General features: G+C 65.0%; 13 protein-coding genes. 6 read left to right on the forward strand and 7 right to left on the reverse strand.

Annotation, left to right across the window (positions count from 1 at the left end):
• The first annotated feature begins 13 nt into the window (after positions 1 to 13).
• From GGI48_RS02000 to GGI48_RS02025, 6 genes are all read left to right on the forward strand, one after another.
• Complete coding sequence (locus GGI48_RS02000; RefSeq protein WP_179596659.1) at positions 14 to 3,235, forward strand: efflux RND transporter permease subunit; 3,222 nt, start codon at positions 14 to 16, stop codon at positions 3,233 to 3,235.
• Positions 3,225 to 4,391, forward strand: coding sequence for an efflux RND transporter periplasmic adaptor subunit (locus tag GGI48_RS02005; RefSeq protein ID WP_179596661.1), 1,167 nt, complete (start codon positions 3,225 to 3,227; stop codon positions 4,389 to 4,391). Before GGI48_RS02000 ends, GGI48_RS02005 begins: the two co-directional genes overlap by 11 nt.
• Positions 4,375 to 5,796 carry an efflux transporter outer membrane subunit gene (locus GGI48_RS02010; protein WP_179596664.1) on the forward strand — a complete coding sequence of 474 codons (1,422 nt, stop codon included), beginning with the start codon at positions 4,375 to 4,377 and terminating at the stop codon, positions 5,794 to 5,796. Before GGI48_RS02005 ends, GGI48_RS02010 begins: the two co-directional genes overlap by 17 nt.
• A 129-nt stretch (positions 5,797 to 5,925) precedes the next feature.
• Positions 5,926 to 6,105, forward strand: coding sequence for a type II toxin-antitoxin system HicA family toxin (locus tag GGI48_RS02015; protein WP_092315415.1), 180 nt, complete (start codon positions 5,926 to 5,928; stop codon positions 6,103 to 6,105).
• Positions 6,106 to 6,148: 43 nt separating this feature from the next.
• Positions 6,149 to 6,556, forward strand: a complete 408-nt coding sequence (locus GGI48_RS02020; RefSeq protein WP_102864418.1) for a type II toxin-antitoxin system HicB family antitoxin — start codon at positions 6,149 to 6,151, stop codon at positions 6,554 to 6,556.
• A 1,396-nt stretch (positions 6,557 to 7,952) separates the two neighbouring features.
• Positions 7,953 to 8,225, forward strand: a complete 273-nt coding sequence (locus GGI48_RS02025) for a hypothetical protein (RefSeq protein WP_179596666.1) — start codon at positions 7,953 to 7,955, stop codon at positions 8,223 to 8,225.
• Positions 8,226 to 8,424: 199 nt separating this feature from the next.
• Here the strand turns inward: GGI48_RS02025 and msrA are convergent, their stop codons facing one another.
• From msrA to GGI48_RS02060, 7 genes are all read right to left on the reverse strand, one after another.
• The gene (gene msrA / locus GGI48_RS02030; protein WP_179596668.1) at positions 8,425 to 8,874 is read right to left on the reverse strand and encodes a peptide-methionine (S)-S-oxide reductase MsrA; all 450 of its coding nucleotides are present in this window, start codon (positions 8,872 to 8,874) and stop codon (positions 8,425 to 8,427) included.
• The gene (locus GGI48_RS02035) at positions 8,871 to 9,926 is read right to left on the reverse strand and encodes a glycine betaine ABC transporter substrate-binding protein (RefSeq protein ID WP_179596671.1); all 1,056 of its coding nucleotides are present in this window, start codon (positions 9,924 to 9,926) and stop codon (positions 8,871 to 8,873) included. The genes msrA and GGI48_RS02035 overlap by 4 nt, the downstream gene beginning before the upstream one ends.
• Positions 9,923 to 11,995: an ATP-binding cassette domain-containing protein gene (locus GGI48_RS02040; protein ID WP_179596673.1), complete on the reverse strand. Its 2,073-nt coding sequence runs from the start codon at positions 11,993 to 11,995 to the stop codon at positions 9,923 to 9,925. The genes GGI48_RS02035 and GGI48_RS02040 overlap by 4 nt, the downstream gene beginning before the upstream one ends.
• 117 nt (positions 11,996 to 12,112) lie before the next feature.
• Positions 12,113 to 13,081 carry an aliphatic sulfonate ABC transporter substrate-binding protein gene (locus tag GGI48_RS02045; protein ID WP_015635282.1) on the reverse strand — a complete coding sequence of 323 codons (969 nt, stop codon included), beginning with the start codon at positions 13,079 to 13,081 and terminating at the stop codon, positions 12,113 to 12,115.
• Between the two features lie 109 nt (positions 13,082 to 13,190).
• Entirely contained in the window at positions 13,191 to 13,745 is a 555-nt protein-coding gene (locus GGI48_RS02050; protein WP_047303873.1) for a hypothetical protein, read from the reverse strand.
• A 270-nt stretch (positions 13,746 to 14,015) separates the two neighbouring features.
• Positions 14,016 to 15,293, reverse strand: a complete 1,278-nt coding sequence (locus GGI48_RS02055) for a Zn-dependent hydrolase (protein WP_179596675.1) — start codon at positions 15,291 to 15,293, stop codon at positions 14,016 to 14,018.
• A gap of 172 nt (positions 15,294 to 15,465) precedes the next feature.
• Positions 15,466 to 16,956, reverse strand: coding sequence for an NCS1 family nucleobase:cation symporter-1 (locus GGI48_RS02060; RefSeq protein WP_179596677.1), 1,491 nt, complete (start codon positions 16,954 to 16,956; stop codon positions 15,466 to 15,468).
• Positions 16,957 to 17,129: the final 173 nt, after the last annotated feature.

Here is a 17,129-nt window from a genome sequence, read left to right on the forward strand (position 1 = left end):
GGAGGTTTTCGGCATGCTCGGGCTGGTCAAGACCGCACTGCTCAAGCCCTACACGTTCATCGTGCTGGCGATATTCATCTGCATCATCGGGCCCCTGGCGGCCCTGCGTACCCCCACCGACGTGTTCCCCGATATCGGCATCCCGGTGGTGGCGGTGGTCTGGCAGTACAACGGCCTGTCGCCGGACGCCATGGCCGGGCGGGTGATCTATACCTACGAGCGCTCCCTGAGCACCACGGTCAACGACATCCAGCACATCGAGTCGCAGTCGCTGCCGGGCATGGGCATCGTCAAGATCTTCTTCCAGCCCGGGGTGGATATCCGCACCGCCAACGCCCAGGTGACGGCGGTGTCGCAAACCGTGCTCAAACAGATGCCACCGGGCATCACCCCGCCGCTGATCCTCAACTACAGCGCCTCGACGGTGCCGATCCTGCAAATGGCCTTCTCCAGTCCGACCCTGTCGGAGGCGAAGATCCGCGACCTGGTGCAGAACAACATCCGCCTGCCCCTGAGCGCCCTGCCGGGGCTGGCCATGCCCACCCCCATGGGCGGCAAGCAACGGCAGATCACCCTCGACCTGGACCCGCAAGCCCTGGCCGCCAAGGGCCTGTCGGCGCAAGACGTGGGCAATGCCCTGGCGGCGCAGAACCAGATCATCCCGGTGGGCACCGCCAAGCTCGGCGGCGATGAATACACGGTGCTGCTGAACAACAGCCCCACCGCCATCGAGGAGCTCAACGACCTGCCGATCAAGACCGTGGACGGCGCGCTGATCACCATCGGCCAGGTGGCCCACGTGCGCGACGGCTCGCCGCCGCAGACCAATATCGTGCGGGTCGACGGGCGCCGCGCGGTGCTGATGCCGGCGCTGAAGAACGGCAATATCTCCACCCTGTCCATCGTCGATGGCATCCGCCAGATGCTGCCGCGGATCAACGAAACCCTGCCGCCAGCGCTGAAGACTTCGCTGCTGGGGGACGCCTCGGTGTTCGTCAAGCAATCGGTGGGCAGCGTGGCCCAGGAAGGCATCATCGCCGCCCTGCTGACCAGCGCGATGATCCTGCTGTTCCTCGGTAGCTGGCGCTCCACCCTGATCATCGCCGCCTCGATTCCCCTGGCGGTGCTCTCGGCCATTGCCTTGCTGGCGCTCAGCGGCCAGACCCTGAATGTGATGACCCTGGGCGGCCTGGCCCTGGCGGTGGGGATCCTGGTGGACGACGCCACGGTGACCATCGAGAACATCAACTGGCACCTGGAACAGGGCAAGGCGGTCAAGGACGCCATCCTCGACGGCGCCAGGCAGATCGTCGGCCCGGCCTTCGTCTCGCTGCTGTGCATCTGCATCGTCTTCGTGCCGATGTTCCTGTTGCAGGGCATCGCCGGCTACCTATTCCGGCCCATGGCCCTGGCGGTGATCTTCGCCATGGCCAGCTCGTTCATCCTCTCGCGGACCCTGGTGCCGACCCTGGCCATGTACCTGCTCAAGCCGCACACGCCAGAAGCCGGCCCCGGGCATCACCCGGAGGACGCCTTCATCAACCACCACGAGGGCGAACAGCATGCCAAGCCGCGCAATGCCCTGGTACGCGGGCTGTTGGCCTTCCAGCAGGGCTTCGAGGCGCGTTTCTCCAATGTGCGCGACACCTACCACGGCCTGTTGCACCTGGCCCTGGGCCGGCGCAAGACCTTCATCCTCGGCTTTCTTGCCTGTGTGCTGGCCTCCTTCGCCCTGCTGCCGAGCCTGGGCCAGGACTTCTTCCCCGCCACCGACGCCGGCGCCCTGGCCTTGCACGTGCGGCTGCCCCTGGGCACGCGGATAGAGGAAAGCGCGGCGGCCTTCGACCGCATCGAAGCGCGGATTCGCGAAGTGATCCCGGCCGAGCAACTGGATAGCATCATCGACAACATCGGCATCCCCCTGAGCGGCATCGACATGGCCTACAGCAACAGCGGCACCATCGGCCCCCAGGACGGCGACATCCAGGTCACCCTCAAGCCCGGCCACGCCCCCAGCGCCGACTATGTGAAACAGCTGCGTGAAGCCCTGCCGGAAAGCTTCCCCGGCAGCCAGTTCGCCTTCCTGCCGGCGGACATCAGCAGCCAGATCCTCAACTTCGGCGCCCCGGCCCCGCTGGACGTGAAAATCTCCGGGCCCGATGACGCGGCCAACCGCGCCTTCGCCCAGGAACTGCAACGGCGCCTGCAACATGTGCCGGGCATCGCCGACCTGCGCATCCAGCAGTCCACCGGCTACCCGTCATTGCAGGTCAAGGTCGACCGCCTGCGGGCCAACGGCCTGGGCATCACCGAGCGTGACGTGACCAACAGCATGGTGGCGTCCTTGGCCGGCAGTTCCCAGGTGGCGCCGACCTTCTGGCTCAACCCGAAGAACGGCGTGTCCTATTCCATCGTCGCCGCCACCCCGCAGTACCGCCTGGACAGCCTGCCGGCCCTGGAGGCTCTGCCGGTGACCGGCAGCAATGGCCAGTCGCAGATCCTCGGTGGCCTGGCGGATATCTCCCGGGTCGAGAGCCCGGCGGTGGTCAGCCACTACAACATCCAGCCCACACTGGACCTGTACGCCAACGTCCAGGGCCGCGACCTGGGCGCCGTGGCCCACGACATGCAAAAGGTCCTGGACGACGCCGCAGCCCTGCGGCCCAAGGGCGCCACGGTCAGCCTGCACGGGCAAATCGATGCCCTGCACGAGGCCTTCAGCGGCCTGAGCCTGGGCCTGCTGGGGGCGGTGGTGCTGATCTACCTGCTGATCGTGGTCAACTTCCAGTCCTGGGTCGATCCGTTTGTGATCATCACCGCGTTGCCAGCGGCCCTGGCCGGAATCGTCTGGATGTTGTTCTTGAGCGGCACCTCGCTGTCGGTGCCGGCCCTGACCGGGGCCATCCTGTGCATGGGGGTGGCCACCGCCAACTCGATCCTGGTGGTGAGTTTTTGCCGCGAGCGCCTGGCGGCACATGGCGATGCCCTCAAGGCCGCCCTGGAAGCCGGCTATACGCGCTTTCGCCCGGTGTGCATGACCGCCCTGGCGATGATCATCGGCATGCTGCCTCTGGCCCTGTCCGAGGAACAGAACGCCCCTCTGGGCCGCGCGGTGATCGGCGGGCTGCTCCTCGCCACCGTGGCCACCCTGATCTTTGTCCCCGTGGTCTTCAGCCTGGTCCACGGCCGTCGTCCCCAATCCGCTGTTGCTGGAGAAAACACCCATGTCGCCTGATCACACCCCTTCGCGCAAACGCCTGATGCTGCTGGGCATCGGCAGCCTGAGCCTGGCCGCGCTGCTGGTGGCCAACGGCCTGGCCGCGCGCACCCTGCATGAACGGGCCGTGGCCGCCTGGACCGAAACCGCCGCCGTGCCGCAAGTGCTGGTGCTCCAGCCGCAACCCAATGTGCTGGGCGACACCCTGCGCCTGCCGGCGCACCTGGAAGCCTGGAGCAAGGCGCCGATCCACGCCCGGGTCAGCGGCTACCTCAAGGACTGGACCCAGGACATCGGCGCCAAGGTCAGCGCCGGGCAAGTGCTGGCCCATATCGACAGCCCCGACCTGGACCAGCAAGTGGCCCAGGCCCGGGCGCGGATGATCCAGCAGCAAGCCAATGCCCGGCTGGCCCAGACCACCGCCGCGCGCTGGCAGAACCTCTTGGCCAGCCACTCGGTATCGCGCCAGGAAGCCGATGAAAAGACCTCCAACGCAGCTGCCGCCAAAGCCAACGCCGAGGCGGCCGCCGCCGACTACGCACGGCTCTCGGCGCTGGAGGACTACAAGACCATTCGCGCGCCGTTTGCCGGCACCCTCACCGCCCGCCACACCGATATCGGCCAGCTGATCAAGGCCGACAACGACAGCGACCCCGAGCTGTTCGACCTGGCGGACACCCACAAACTGCGGCTCTACGTGCCGATTCCGCAGAACTACGCCAGCGTGATCCGCCCTGGACTGGTGGCGCAGTTGAGCGTGCCGGAACATCCCGGCCAGCACTTCAGCGCGCAACTGCTGGGCGACTCCACCGCCATCGACCCACGCTCCGGCACCCTGCTGGCACAGTTCGTCGCCGCCAACCCGGACGGCGCGCTGATGCCCGGCGACTATGCCGAAGCCACACTGGCCATCCCTGCCGACACCCACGGCGTGAGCATCCCCGCCAGCGCCCTGATCTTCCGCGCCCAGGGCACCCAGGTGGCGGTGATCGACGGTTCCCGCCACGTGCACCTGCGCAGCATCCATATAGGCCTGGACCTGGGCGAGCGGTTGGTGATCGACCAGGGCCTGCAAGCGACCGATCAGGTCATCGACAACCCGCCGGACGCCCTGCGCGAAGGCGACTTGGTGCAACTGGCGGACGCGGGAGGCGAACATGCGCCCAAGGCTTAAGCCCCTCGCCGCCCTGCTGTTGCTGGCCCTGCACGGCTGCTCCCTGGCGCCCCACTACCAGGTGCCGGCCATCGACCTGCCGGCGCAGTATCGCGAACAGAACGCCGACGGCCCCTGGCACCCGGCCGCCGCGCCCCAGGTCATTGCCGAACAGTGGTGGCTGCTGTACCAGGACCCGCGTCTCAACGACCTGCAACAGCGCCTGCTCCAGGCCAACCCGGACCTCGCGGCGGCCCTGGCCCACTACGACGCTGCACAGGCCTACGCCAGCCAACTGCATGCCGGGCTGTTCCCGCAGATCAGCGCCAGCGCCCAACCGCTGCGCCAACGCCAGTCGGACAGCCGCCCCCTGCGCGGCAGCACGCAACCGTCGATCTACAACAGCAACACCGCCGGTTTTTCCCTGGGCTTCGACCTCGACCTTTGGGGGCGGATTCGCAATCAAGCCGCGGCCGGCGATGCCCAGGCCCAAGCCTCCGGAGACGATCTGGCAGCCGCGCGCCTGAGCCTGCAAAAACAGCTGGCGAGCCTGTATGTGCAACTCAATGGCCTGGACGCCCAGAGCCGCATCCTCAGCCACTCCCTGGAGGATTACGCCCAGGCCCTGCAACTGACCCGCGACCGTTATCAAGGGCAAATCGCCTCGGAACTGGACCTGACCCGGGCCCAGAGCCAACTGGCCAGCGCCGAAGCGGAACTGGACGAAGTGCGCGCCCAGCGCAACCTCACCGAACACGCCATCGGCGAACTGGTGGGCGAGCCGGCCAGCCAATTCCACCTGGCGCCCTCTGCGCAACTCTTGAGCCTGCCGAGCATTCCCCAGCAACTGCCCAGCACCCTGCTGCAACGAAGGCCGGACATTGCCGCCGCTGAACGCCGCGTGTATGCCGCCAATGCCGGCATCGGCATCGCCCGCGCCGCCTGGTATCCGGATTTCAGCCTGACCGGCATGCTCGGTGGCCAGACCCAGGGCGTGGGCAACCTGCTGGCCGCGGGCAATCGCTATTGGGCCTTGGGGCCTTTGGTGAACCTGCCGATTTTTGATGGCGGGCGGCTGAGCGCCAATGAGCGCCAGGCCCATGCCGAGTTCGAAGAAGCCGCCGCCCATTACCGTGGACAGGTGCTGCGGGCGGTGCGCGAGGTGGAGGACAACCTGGGGCAACTGCGGGATTTGCGTCAGGAGGCGCTGGATCAGCAGGCGGCGGTGAATGCGGCGCTGCATACCCAGACCTTGGCGATGAACAGCTATCAGGCCGGGGCGGTGAGTTACCTGGATGTGGTGACGGCGCAGAACGCGGCCTTGCAGGCGCAACGGGGGTTGCAGGCGGTGCAGACAAGGGAGTTGCAGGCGAGTGTGGGGTTGCTGGTGGCGTTGGGTGGAGGAGAGTCAGCGGCAAGTTTGTAGCGGCAAGCGGCAAGCTGAAAGCTTGAGGTTTGCCGCCTCGCCCTATGCGTCGCCAACCGTTGCTGATAGTGTTGAGCGCCAAAAAAGTAGTTATCATACCCACCGCCACGACAGGGAGTTGAAAGCGATGTGAACAGCCGGCAACTCATCGCCCAGATCGAAGCAGATGGTTGGTATCTGGTCAGGGTCAAGGGCAGTCACCACCACTTCAAACACCCAACCAAGCCAGGCCTGGTTACCATTCCCCATCCCAAAAAAGATCTACTGGCCAAAACGGTAAGCAGCATATTGAAACAAGCCCGGCTCTAACCACCCAGGCTCGACGCTCCCAGGTCCGAAGGAGGATCAGTCCATGCTCTATCCCATTGCCATTCTCCCCGGTGACGACCAACACGCCTGGGGTGTGGAAGTACCCGATATTCCTGGCTGCTTCTCCGCCGGTGACGACCTCGACGACGCCATGGCCATGGCCCGCGAAGCCATTGAAGGCCACCTGGAATTACTGGCCGAAGAAGGAGCAGCCATTCCCACCGCGCGCACAGTGACCCTCCACGCCGCCAATCCCCAGTATCAAGGCTGCACTTGGGCCGTGATTGATATCGACATCACTCGCTACATGGGCAAGGCGGAAAAACTCAACATCACGCTGCCGGGCTATTTGCTGAATCGAATTGATGAATATGTGAAACATCATCCGGAACAGAAAAGCCGATCGGGCTTTTTGGCTCAGGCTGCGTTGAGGGTCTTGCAGGGCGTTTGAGGGTTTTGATTGAAAGGGTGAGGGTTCAGGTTTTGGCTTTGCTCTCCCTTCAGGAGGCCGGAGCGAGGTGCCGGATGCAGGGGCAGGAGCCCTTTGGTGATGTTGGGCTGGACCGGCATTCCGGCTTTGCCAAAGTGGTTCGCCCTTACCGCGAGTTCTGGGTACATATCCGTTGCTGCGGTCACGGCTGCTTATGGTTTCGCTCTTACAGCGACTCACTTTTGAAGAGCGCAAAAGTGAGCAAAACGCTCCTGCCCCTCCACTCGGTGCCTCGCCTAGGCTCGGCATGCCCGAACTCCGGCATTGATCCGTGGGCCGCCGCAATGGGCCATCCATGGCCCAGTGCGGCTAACCCGGCGTCCTGCCGGGTTACCCACGGCTCAATACCTGCGTTCGGCCATCGTGTCTAAAGGGGCAGGAAGATCAAAAGCCAGAGCAAGATCAACATCTGACGGCGGCCTGCCGGCCGACCTGTTTCATTGCCGTTCACGTTACATGTAGCCGCTGCCGCAGGCTGCGAACGGCTCCGCAGGAGACGCTAAACCTGCCTCCCCGATATTCCTGACATATCGCGCCGCCTGGTTTTGCGAGCGCGAGCGCTCGTTCGCAGCCTGCGGCAGCGGCTACAAGGAGACGGCCTGCGCACCTTGGCTTTGGCTTTTGATCTTGATCTTGATCTTGATCTTCAGGCCCCTTCCCAGCAGGCCGAGCGTAGGCGTTGCGTAGGGGGCAGCTCGGCAGGGATGCCGAGCTAGCCGCCACCCGGCCATGGATGGCCGGTTGGCGGCGGGCCCCCGGAGCAATGCCGAAGTGAGGGAACCCCGAGCCCCAGCGAGGGGCCGTATGGAGGGGCAAGCCCTTTTGGTTCCTTTTGTGGCGTTTGACAAAAGGGACTCGCCGTAAGGGCGAAACCCTAAGTGGCAATGACCGCAGCAACGGATATGTACCCCGTCCCCCGCCATAAAGGCGAAACCTCCAGCGGCCGTTACCGCAGCAACGAATATGCACCCAGTCAACCTCGCCACAAAGACAAAACCGCCAGCCGCCACACCCGCAGCAACGGATATACCCCCCACCAAAACCAGCCACCAACACCACGAAACAAGCGCTCAAACATCTCCCCAATCACCCTGTTGCAGCGCTATGACGTCGCTCCTATAGTCCCCCCTCGCAACCCAATCCGCGAGCGACCTTGGCCGGTCGAATATAGGAACGCATCCACTTTCAAACATCCTCGCAGTCGCTTTTGTCCCTGCGATCAAAGGTTATGACGGTGGTGCGCGGGACACCTCAAGGTGTGCTGTTGCCCTATCCCAGGCCAGCCTGCTCGCGCATCACTGCCCCAATCCTGACGGTCGGCAAAAAGGCGATTGCTCTATAAGCAGGAGCCGCACCTATGACTGACCATCACCCCCCCCGCTTCACCCCCATCGACACCCACGACACCGAACACCCGGTGTTCTACCTCGATACCCAAGCCCCCTTGAGCGACCTGGCCAGCAGCGCCGCCCACCGTTTCACCGTGGTCCGCGACCTGATGGACAGCCTCTCCACCCTGGGGCTGAAAGACATCAGCGATTGCGACCTGACCCACATCACCCGTGGTGTGCATCTGCTCACACGAGAAGGCTGCGCGGTGCTGGAAGTGATTCAGTGGCGGGTCGCGTAGGAATCCTGTTCGCGAACCTGTGGCGAGGGAGCTTGCTCCCGCTTGGGCCTCAACCCCATGCCACCTGATGCACCGCGTGCATCAGGGTTTGGGGCCGCTGCGCAGCCCAGCGGGAGCAAGCTCCCTCGCCACAAAGCACAACTTGCATACAGATAACTGAGACTCAAGCTCCAAGCTCCAAGCTCCAAGCTTGCAGCTTTCAGATATGGCAACTGCTCAGGCCATTCCTCTCCAGGTAACGCTGGTGCGCTTCATCCGCCAGGTCGAAGCGGCCCAGGGGCACGATCACCGTGGCTACGGGTTTGTTGAGGCGGCCGGAGTCTTGCAGGGCGGTCTTGGCCGCCCTCGCCTGTTCGGCCTGTTCGGCGTTGGTGTGAAAGATCGCCGAGCGATATTTCACCCCGCCATGCTCGCCCTGGCGATCCACCGAGGTGGGATCATGCAGGCCCCAGAAGTGTTCGATCAGGGTCGAATACGCCAGCACCTGCGGGTCGAAATCCACCTGCACCACTTCAATTTGCACCGCCTCGTCCCCGGCTTCCACGGCGTAGCCGACGCGGCTGTCGATAACGCCCGGCAGCGCCCGGAACGCGGCTTCCGCGCCCCAGAAGCAGCCGGCGCCGAAAGTCGCCTGTTCAACCTCACTCATTGAATCGCTCCCACCTTTTCACCGCTGGCACCCAGCCAGCCATCAACGATCTGCGGATGGGCCGCCACCCATTCCTTGGCCGCCTGCGCCGCCGGTTGCTGTTCCTTTTCGATCTTGAGAATCAGGTCGTTCAGGGCCTGAGGCTCGATGCTGAAGTTCTCCAGGAACGCGGCAATTCGCGGCGCGCGTTTTTGCAGGGCGCTGGACGCCAAAACATAGACTCGGGCATCCGGGTAGGCGCAGGTGATCTTGCTCTTGCTCAGCCAGTCGGCATCCACCGTGGGGCTGATGAATTTCCAGCAGCCGTCGGCCTTGTACAGCGGGTCGCCCTTCTTGTTGTCCTGGGCGTAGCCGTCGAACGCCGGTTCATCCAGGCGGCGCAGGTCGAAGGCGGAGAAGATCCAGTCCGGGGTGTAGGCGTAGAACACCACGCCGCGCTGGGCCTTGTAGGCGGCGGCGAGCTTGGCGTAGGTCACCGAAGCTTCGGTGGACACCGATTCGAATTTGTCGGCAAAGCCGAAATCCTTGGCCTTGATCTGGCCGATGTAGGTCGACTCCCAGCCCGCCGGGCCCACCAGCAATTGCGCCTTGCCGCCGCCCAGGGGTTCGAAGAGTTTGGCCACTTCAGGCTTTTGCAGGTCGTAGACCGACTTCACGCCATATTTGTCTTGCAGGTAGCCGGGGATGTAGAAGCCCTGAACCCCCAGGTACGGCTGCTTATTGGGCACCAGGGAACGGGTGCCGCCGGTGACGTATTTGGCCCAGGCGGCGGACTGGTTGGGCAGCCAGATATCGGTGAGCACGTCCACCGAGCCGTCGCCCTTGGCAGCGGCGGCGAACAGCACCGGCACGTCACCGGCGAGGTAGGAAACCTCGCCGTCGAGGCGGCTCTTGATCACTTCGCCAAGGATGTTCTGGATAGCGATGGCGCCGGTCCAGTTCTGCTCGCCGATGACGATCTTGTCCTTGGCCAGCACCGGCAGGGACAACCCCAACAACAGCGCGGCGGCGCCAAGGGTACGGGTAAACGACTTGTTCAAGGGACACCTCATGCTTTTTGCAATGTGCGATCCCGCTGGCGCAGGGTCGCTTGAATGATGCGATCGGGAATCAGCGCGCAGAACACGATCGCGGCGCCGGCCAGCATGCCCTCGCCGCCCTTGATGTTGCGCAGCGCGGTCATCACGTCGTAGCCCAGGCCGCCGGCGCCGATCAACGCCGCCACCACCACCATCGACAGGCTCATCACCAGGGTCTGGTTGATCCCCAGCAGCAAGGAGCCCGCGGCCAGGGGCAGTTCGACCTTGGTCAGGATCTGCCACGGCGTGGCACCGTGGGCCAGGGCTGCTTCGACGGCGGTTTTGGGCACTTCCTGAATCCCCAGGGCGGTGAGGCGGATCATCGGCGCCAGGGCGAAGATCACCGTGGCGATCACCGCCGGGGTCTTGCCCACCGAGAAGAACGCCACCGCCGGGATCAGGTACACGAAGGTCGGCAGGGTCTGCATCACGTCCAACAGCGGAGTGATCAGGCGCCGGGCCAGGGCGCGCTTGGCCAGGAGGATGCCGGCGGGTACGCCGATCAACAGCGAGATCAGCACCGAGGAACCCACCAGGGCCAGGGTGGCGATGGTCCGTTCCCAGAAACCGAACAGGCCGATGTAGAGCAAGGCCGCGGCACTGGTCAGGGCCAGGGCGGCGCCGGCGCTGCGCCAGGCCAGCAGCACCAGGGCCAGGGCCGGCACCGGCCAGGGTAGCCAGCCCAGCAGGCTTTCGGTGCTGTCGATCACCGTGCGCACGGCGACTATCACGCCGACGAAGGTGCTTTCGAACGTTACCTGGGACCAGGCAATCAGTTGGTCGATGGCCGCGGCGGTGCCCAGCAGCACTTGGCGGTTGGCGGGAAACTGCAGCCAGGGGCCCGAGGCATCGGTGGCCAACACCCGCCACAGCACCAGGGCCTGGGACAGCAGCAACACCAGCCACGGCAGGCGCCAGTCCGAACGCCCAAGGCGACTGGGGCGGCGGGCCAGGATCACACTCAACAGGCGGCTGAGCAGCAAGCCGATCAGCGCCAAGGCGGCCCAGGCGAAACTGGCTGTGGCCAGCCCCTGCCCCAGGGCCGCGGCCGCGCCCAGTTCCAGGGCGAAGCCCAGCCAGTACAGGCCACCACGACCGCTGGCGGCCAGGGCGGCGGGGCCCAGCAGCAGGGCCTGGGCAAAGGACAGTCCGGGGCTGACCGGCGCCGGGGTCGTCGCGCTCTTGCGCGGGGCAATCGTCGCCACCGGCGTGGCGCTGCGGACGCCGTGTTCCTGGAAGAAGTCCGCCACTTCGGCATCCGCCGGCTGCTTCAGCAATTCCTCAGGCGTACCGACCTGAATCAACTGGCCGTGGCGCAGCACGGCGATGCGGTCCGCCAGACGCAGGGCTTCCGCCGGGTCGTGGGTCACCAGCAAGGTGGTGATGCCGCGCTCGCGCACCACCCGCAGAAAGTGGCTTTGCAGGTCGCGGCGAATGGTCGGGTCCAGGGCGCTGAAGGGTTCGTCCATCAGCAGGATGTCCGGCTCGCTGACCAGCGCTCGGGCCAGGCCGACCCGCTGCTGCATGCCGCCGGACAGCTCATGGGGATAGTGCTCGCCCCAGCCTTCCAGGCCCATGGCCTGCAACTGCACGTCGGCTGCGGCATGGCGCAGGGCTTCAGGCTCGCCGCGCAGCTCCAGGGGCAAGGCGACGTTGTCGTGCACGCTGCGATGGGGCAGCAGACCGAAGTGCTGGAAGACCATGCCGATGCGCCGCGAACGCAGGGTGCGCAGTTCCTGGGCCGACAGCTGGCTGATGGCCGAACCGTCGATCAGCACTTCGCCGCTGCTGGGCTCGATCAACCGGTTGATATGCCGCAGCAAGGTGGACTTGCCGCTGCCGGAGGTGCCCATCAGGCACAGCACTTCGCCACGGCGCACCTTGAGGCTGACCTGCTCAACCGCTGGCGGCGCGGACTGGCCACGGCGGCGGGCGTAGTGCTTGGTCAGGTGGCGTAATTCCAGCACCACGTCGGCGTTATCCGCGGGCGGGCTGACGGAGGCTGGGACGGCAAAGGCCTCTTGGGGGTGAACGGCAGACACGGGAACTCCTGACGCCGGGCGCGGGATGGCGTAACCGGCGGTGAACAAGTAAAAAAAAGGGGGGGACCTGTTCGCCGGCAAGCCGGCTCCTACAGGCGAAAGCGATCTAACGGTCAATTACAACGATTTCGGGCTCCACAACTGCACGGCCCGGGCATCCACCGGCTTGGGCAACAGCTTTTCCTGGTAGAAGGCATCGGCGATTTTCTGCTGCTCGCCCAAGGCATCGGGCTTGACTGCTTCCACCTTGTAGGTGCGGCGGCTGTTGGCCAGTTCCACCGTCGGCACATCCAGGTTGCCCCACAGCGGGCCCAGCAGTTTGGCCGCCTCGGCCGGGTGCGCCTTGACCCAGGTGCCGGTCTTCTGCAGCTCGGCGAACACTTGCTGCAGCACCTCGGGATGGGCCTTGGCGTAGTCGTTGGACGCCAGGTAGTAACGGCGATAACTGGCCAGCCCCTGGCCATCGTGCAGCACCCGCGCGCCCTGCTGGCGCTGGGCGCTGGCGACAAAAGGTTCCCAGGTGACCCAGGCATCGACCTTGGCGGTTTCCAGCGCCGCGCGACCGTCGGCCGGGGTCAGGTACACCGGTTGGATATCGGCGAAGCTCAAGCCCGCTTCGCGCAAGGCGGCGATCAGCAGGTAATGGCTACCAGCAGCCTTGGTTACGGCGATGCGCTTGCCCTTGAGGTCGGCCAGGGATTTGAGCGGCGAATCCTTGGGAATGACGATGGACTGAGCGGCGGGCGACGGGGTTTCAGTGGCGAAATAGGTCAGCTTGGCCCCGGCGGCCTGGGCGAAGACCGGCACCGTGTCGGCGACATCGGCGCTGATATCCACATTGCCCACGTTCAGCGATTCCGCCAACGGCAGGCCACTGGTGAACTCGTGCCAGGTGATGTTGACGCCCTGCCCCGCCAGCTGTTTTTCCAGGGTGCCCTGGGCCTTGAGCAAGGCCAGCAGGGTCGAGGATTTCTGGTAGCCGATGCGCAGATCGGTATCGGCCTGGGCATTGAGGGCCATGCCCAGCGCCAGACCGGCCAGGGCGGTGATCGACAAGCTACGACGCAAAGCAAAGGGCAGGCGCATGGGGGCGAACCTTCTGGGAGGCAGGAAAGTCGCTAAAAGCTAATCGATCTAATAAATCGAAAATAAATACTTTTTAGGAATTAGCTTAGGTTCGTGCGGTTGAGCGGTGTTAACGGCCGCAGGGCACCGATCCACCGAACTTCGACTGTCGCATACAGAAGTAGCTGTGCTTCTTCAGGGTGACCGGGGCTGCCGCACAGGGCAGCAGGGCCTGATTGACCTCGATCGACAAGCGCTCGCCCTGCAGCTCACGAGCGTCCAGGTGGATGCGACAGCTGTTCGCCAATTGACGGGATGGATAGCCAATAGGGCTGATGACCCGGTTATCCATCTTCAACACCAGGGGGTTCTCTGCCGATGAAGTGCAAGTCACCAGGCCCGGGTGACTGGCACGGATTTCCACGGAGTCGTCATCACTGAGCGAGGCGGAAAACAAGGGAACCAGAAACAGCGAGACCAGTTGGTGAGGAGTGCTGGACTGCACACTCACATAGAGCGGCTCGGCCCCGCAGGCCAGCTTGAACGAAGTGCCCTGGTCATAGTTGCCGGTGCTGGCATCCTGCCAACCGCCGAGGCTGTCAGCCTTCCAGTCGTGGCCCCATTTGTAATCGATACAACCGCCCAGGCTCAGAGCCAGGGCCAGACAGAGCACCATCCTGTGCATATTCGGCATCCCATGGGAAAAGTTCGCCAGTGTACGCCAGGCAAAGCGGCTCACGCTGCCCCGTGCAGGAGCTGGCTTGCCAGCGAAGACGTCGGCATGGGCGGTGCACGTCTGGCGGGCCCCTTCGCCGGCAAGCCGGCTCCTACGGAAATGGCGGTGTGGGCGGGTTCGTGAAAACACCGCAGGCCCCCGGTAGGAGCTGGCTTGCCAGCGAAGGCGTCGCCATGGGCGGCGCACATCTGGCGGGCCTCTTCGCCGGCAAGCCGGCTCCTACGCCTGGCGCTGGGCGATGGCCTGGGAGGCGGCGAGCATGGCCCGCAGCAGCACGGCGCAGCCGGCGGCGAGGTCGTCGGGGTCGGCGTTTTCGATTTCGTTGTGGCTGATGCCGCCTTCGCAGGGCACGAAGATCATCCCCGCCGGGCCCAGTTCGGCGACGAAGATCGCGTCGTGCCCGGCACCGCTGACGATGTCCATGTGCGACAGGCCCAGCCACTGCGCCGCACCGCGCACGGCTTCGACACAGACGGGGTCGAAGTACAGCGGCGGGAAGTCCGCAGTCGGGGTCAGTTCGAAGCTCAGGCCGTGTTCTTCGCAGGTGTTGTCGATCACCTGGCGCACCTCGGCAATCATCGAATCCAGGCGCGCCGGCTCCAGATGGCGGAAGTCCAGGGTCATGCGCACCTCGCCCGGAATCACGTTGCGCGAGCCCGGGTAGGCTTGCAGGCAGCCGACGGTGCCGCAGGCGTGAGGCTGGTGACCGAGGGCCGCGCGGTTGACCGCCGCGACCACTGCGGCGGCGCCCACCAGGGCATCCTTGCGCAGGTGCATCGGGGTCGGGCCGGCGTGGGCCTCGACGCCACGCAGCTTGAGGTCGAACCACTTCTGGCCGAGGGCGCCGAGCACAATGCCTATGGTCTTGCGCTCGTCTTCCAGGATCGGGCCTTGCTCGATATGCGCTTCAAAATAGGCGCCCACCGGATGCCCGCTGACCGGGCGTTTACCGGCGTAGCCGATGGCGTTCAGCGCCTCGCCGACGCTGATGCCCTCGGCGTCGGTCTTGGCCAGGGTGTCCTCCAGGGTGAATTTCTCGGCGAACACCCCGGAGCCCATCATGCACGGCGGGAAGCGCGAGCCCTCTTCGTTGGTCCACACCACCACTTCCAGGGGCGCTTCGGTTTCCAGCTTGAGGTCGTTGAGGGTGCGCAGCACTTCCAGCCCGGCCAATACGCCGAAGCAGCCGTCGAACTTGCCACCGGTGGGCTGGGTGTCGATATGGCTGCCGGTCATCACCGGTGGCAGGTGCGGGTTGCGCCCGGGGCGGCGGGCGAAGATGTTGCCGATGCCGTCCACGGTGACGGTGCAACCGGCCTCCTCGCACCACTTCACGAACAGGTTGCGGGCCTGGCGGTCGAGGTCGGTCAGGGCCAGGCGACAGACCCCGCCCTTGACCGTGGCGCCGAGCTTGGCCAGCGCCATGAGCGACTGCCACAGACGATCGCGGTTGATGTGCTGATGGCTGGATTGCAGAACCTCGACGGCAGCGTTCATGGTGATTTCCTCAGGCTTTTTCTGGTTGTGGTTGACGGGATCGGGCGCGTCTTGAGTGGTGCGGTTTTCGGTGTCCCTGTAAGAGCGAGCTTGCTCGCGATTGGCCGGCAGACGTTACCTAACCCGCAGAGAGGCAGCGTTGTCTGTGCCTTCATCGCGAGCAAGCTCGCTCCTACAGAGTCGGGGTCTTGGCGGTCAGGCCCTGGGGGCTGCGCCAGGTGCACAGGCCGTAGTAGATCAAGCCGCCCAGGGCCGAGCCGGTGAACCAGCCGTAGCTGTAGAACCAGTTGAAGGCGCTGCTGCCCAGGGACATCAGGGTCAGGGCCACCGGCACGCCGAAGGCGATGAAGCCGTGCCAGTTCCACGCCGGATAAACGTCGTCGCGGTACAGGCCGGCCAGGTCCAGGCGCTGTTGCTTGATGATGAAGTAGTCCACCACCATGATCCCGGCAATCGGCCCCAGCAGGCTGGAGTAGCCCAGCAGCCAGTTGGAATACACGGTCTCCAGGCTGACGTCGGAAATCAGCAGGCCGAGCTTTTTCAACAACTCGTGGCCCATCAGCGCCAGCCCCACCAGGCCGGTGAGGATCACCGCGGTGGTGCGGCCGATCAGCTTGGGCGCCAGGTTCTGGAAGTCGTTGGTGGGCGAGACGATGTTGGCCGCGGTGTTGGTGGACAAGGTGGCGATGATGATCAGCGCCATGGCCAGAGCCACCCAGCCCGGGCTCTGGATATGGCCGATCAGGCTGACCGGATCGGAGACGGTGACGCCCACCAGTTTCACCGAGGCGGCGGTCATCACCACCCCCAGGGCGGCAAACAGGAACATGGTCAGCGGCAGGCCGAAGATCTGCCCGAGGATCTGGTCCTTCTGGCTTCTGGCGTAGCGGCTGAAGTCGGGAATGTTCAACGACAGGGTGGCCCAGAAACCCACCATCGCCGTGAGCCCAGCCATGAAGTAGCCAATGACGCTGGCGCCCTCCGGACGCTTGGGCGGGATCGCCAACAGCTCGGTCAGCGACACGCTGGGCAAGGCCCACACCAACAGGCCGATGCCCACCGCCACCAGCAGCGGCGCGGACAGGGTTTCCAGCCACTTGATCGACTCGGCGCCGCGCAGCACCACCCACAGGTTGAGGGTCCAGAAGATCATGAAGCCGATCACTTCGCCGGTGCCGCCCAAGGCCTTCCAGCCCTCGAAGATCGAGCCCAGGAACAGGTGGATCGCCAGCCCGCCGAACATGGTCTGGATGCCGAACCAGCCGCAGGCCACCAGGGCGCGGATCAGGCACGGCACGTTGGAGCCGATGATGCCGAACGAGGAGCGCAGCAGTACCGGGAACGGAATGCCGTACTTGGTGCCGGCAAAGGCGTTGAGAGTCAGGGGAATCAGCACCACGATATTGGCCAGCAGGATCGCCAGCAGCGCCTCGCCGACGCTGAGGCCGAAGTAGGCGGTGAGCACCCCGCCGAGGGTGTAGGTGGGCACGCAGATCGACATGCCGATCCACAGTGCGGTGATATGCCATTTGTTCCAGGTGCGTTCCTGGACCTGGGTCGGTGCGATGTCGTGGTTGTAACGGGGGCTGTCGAGTACGTCGCTGCCGGCGTCCAGCTCGTACAAGCCTTCGCACTCGGTCACCTGGGATCTGATCTGTTGCATGGCCGCTCCACTGTTGTTCTGATTATTTTGCTCATCAGGCCGGCGCACCCAGAAACAGCGCGCCGGACGATGGCCGGAGAACTGACGACTTCCGCCCTCCTGGCCAGCGATCTGCGGCGGCACTCAATAAAGGTGCCAACTACTGCCGGATACGCGCCTGCACAGTGTGCGGA

This window comes from Pseudomonas protegens, assembly GCF_013407925.2.
Taxonomy (GTDB): Bacteria; Pseudomonadota; Gammaproteobacteria; order Pseudomonadales; family Pseudomonadaceae; genus Aquipseudomonas; species Aquipseudomonas fluorescens_AP.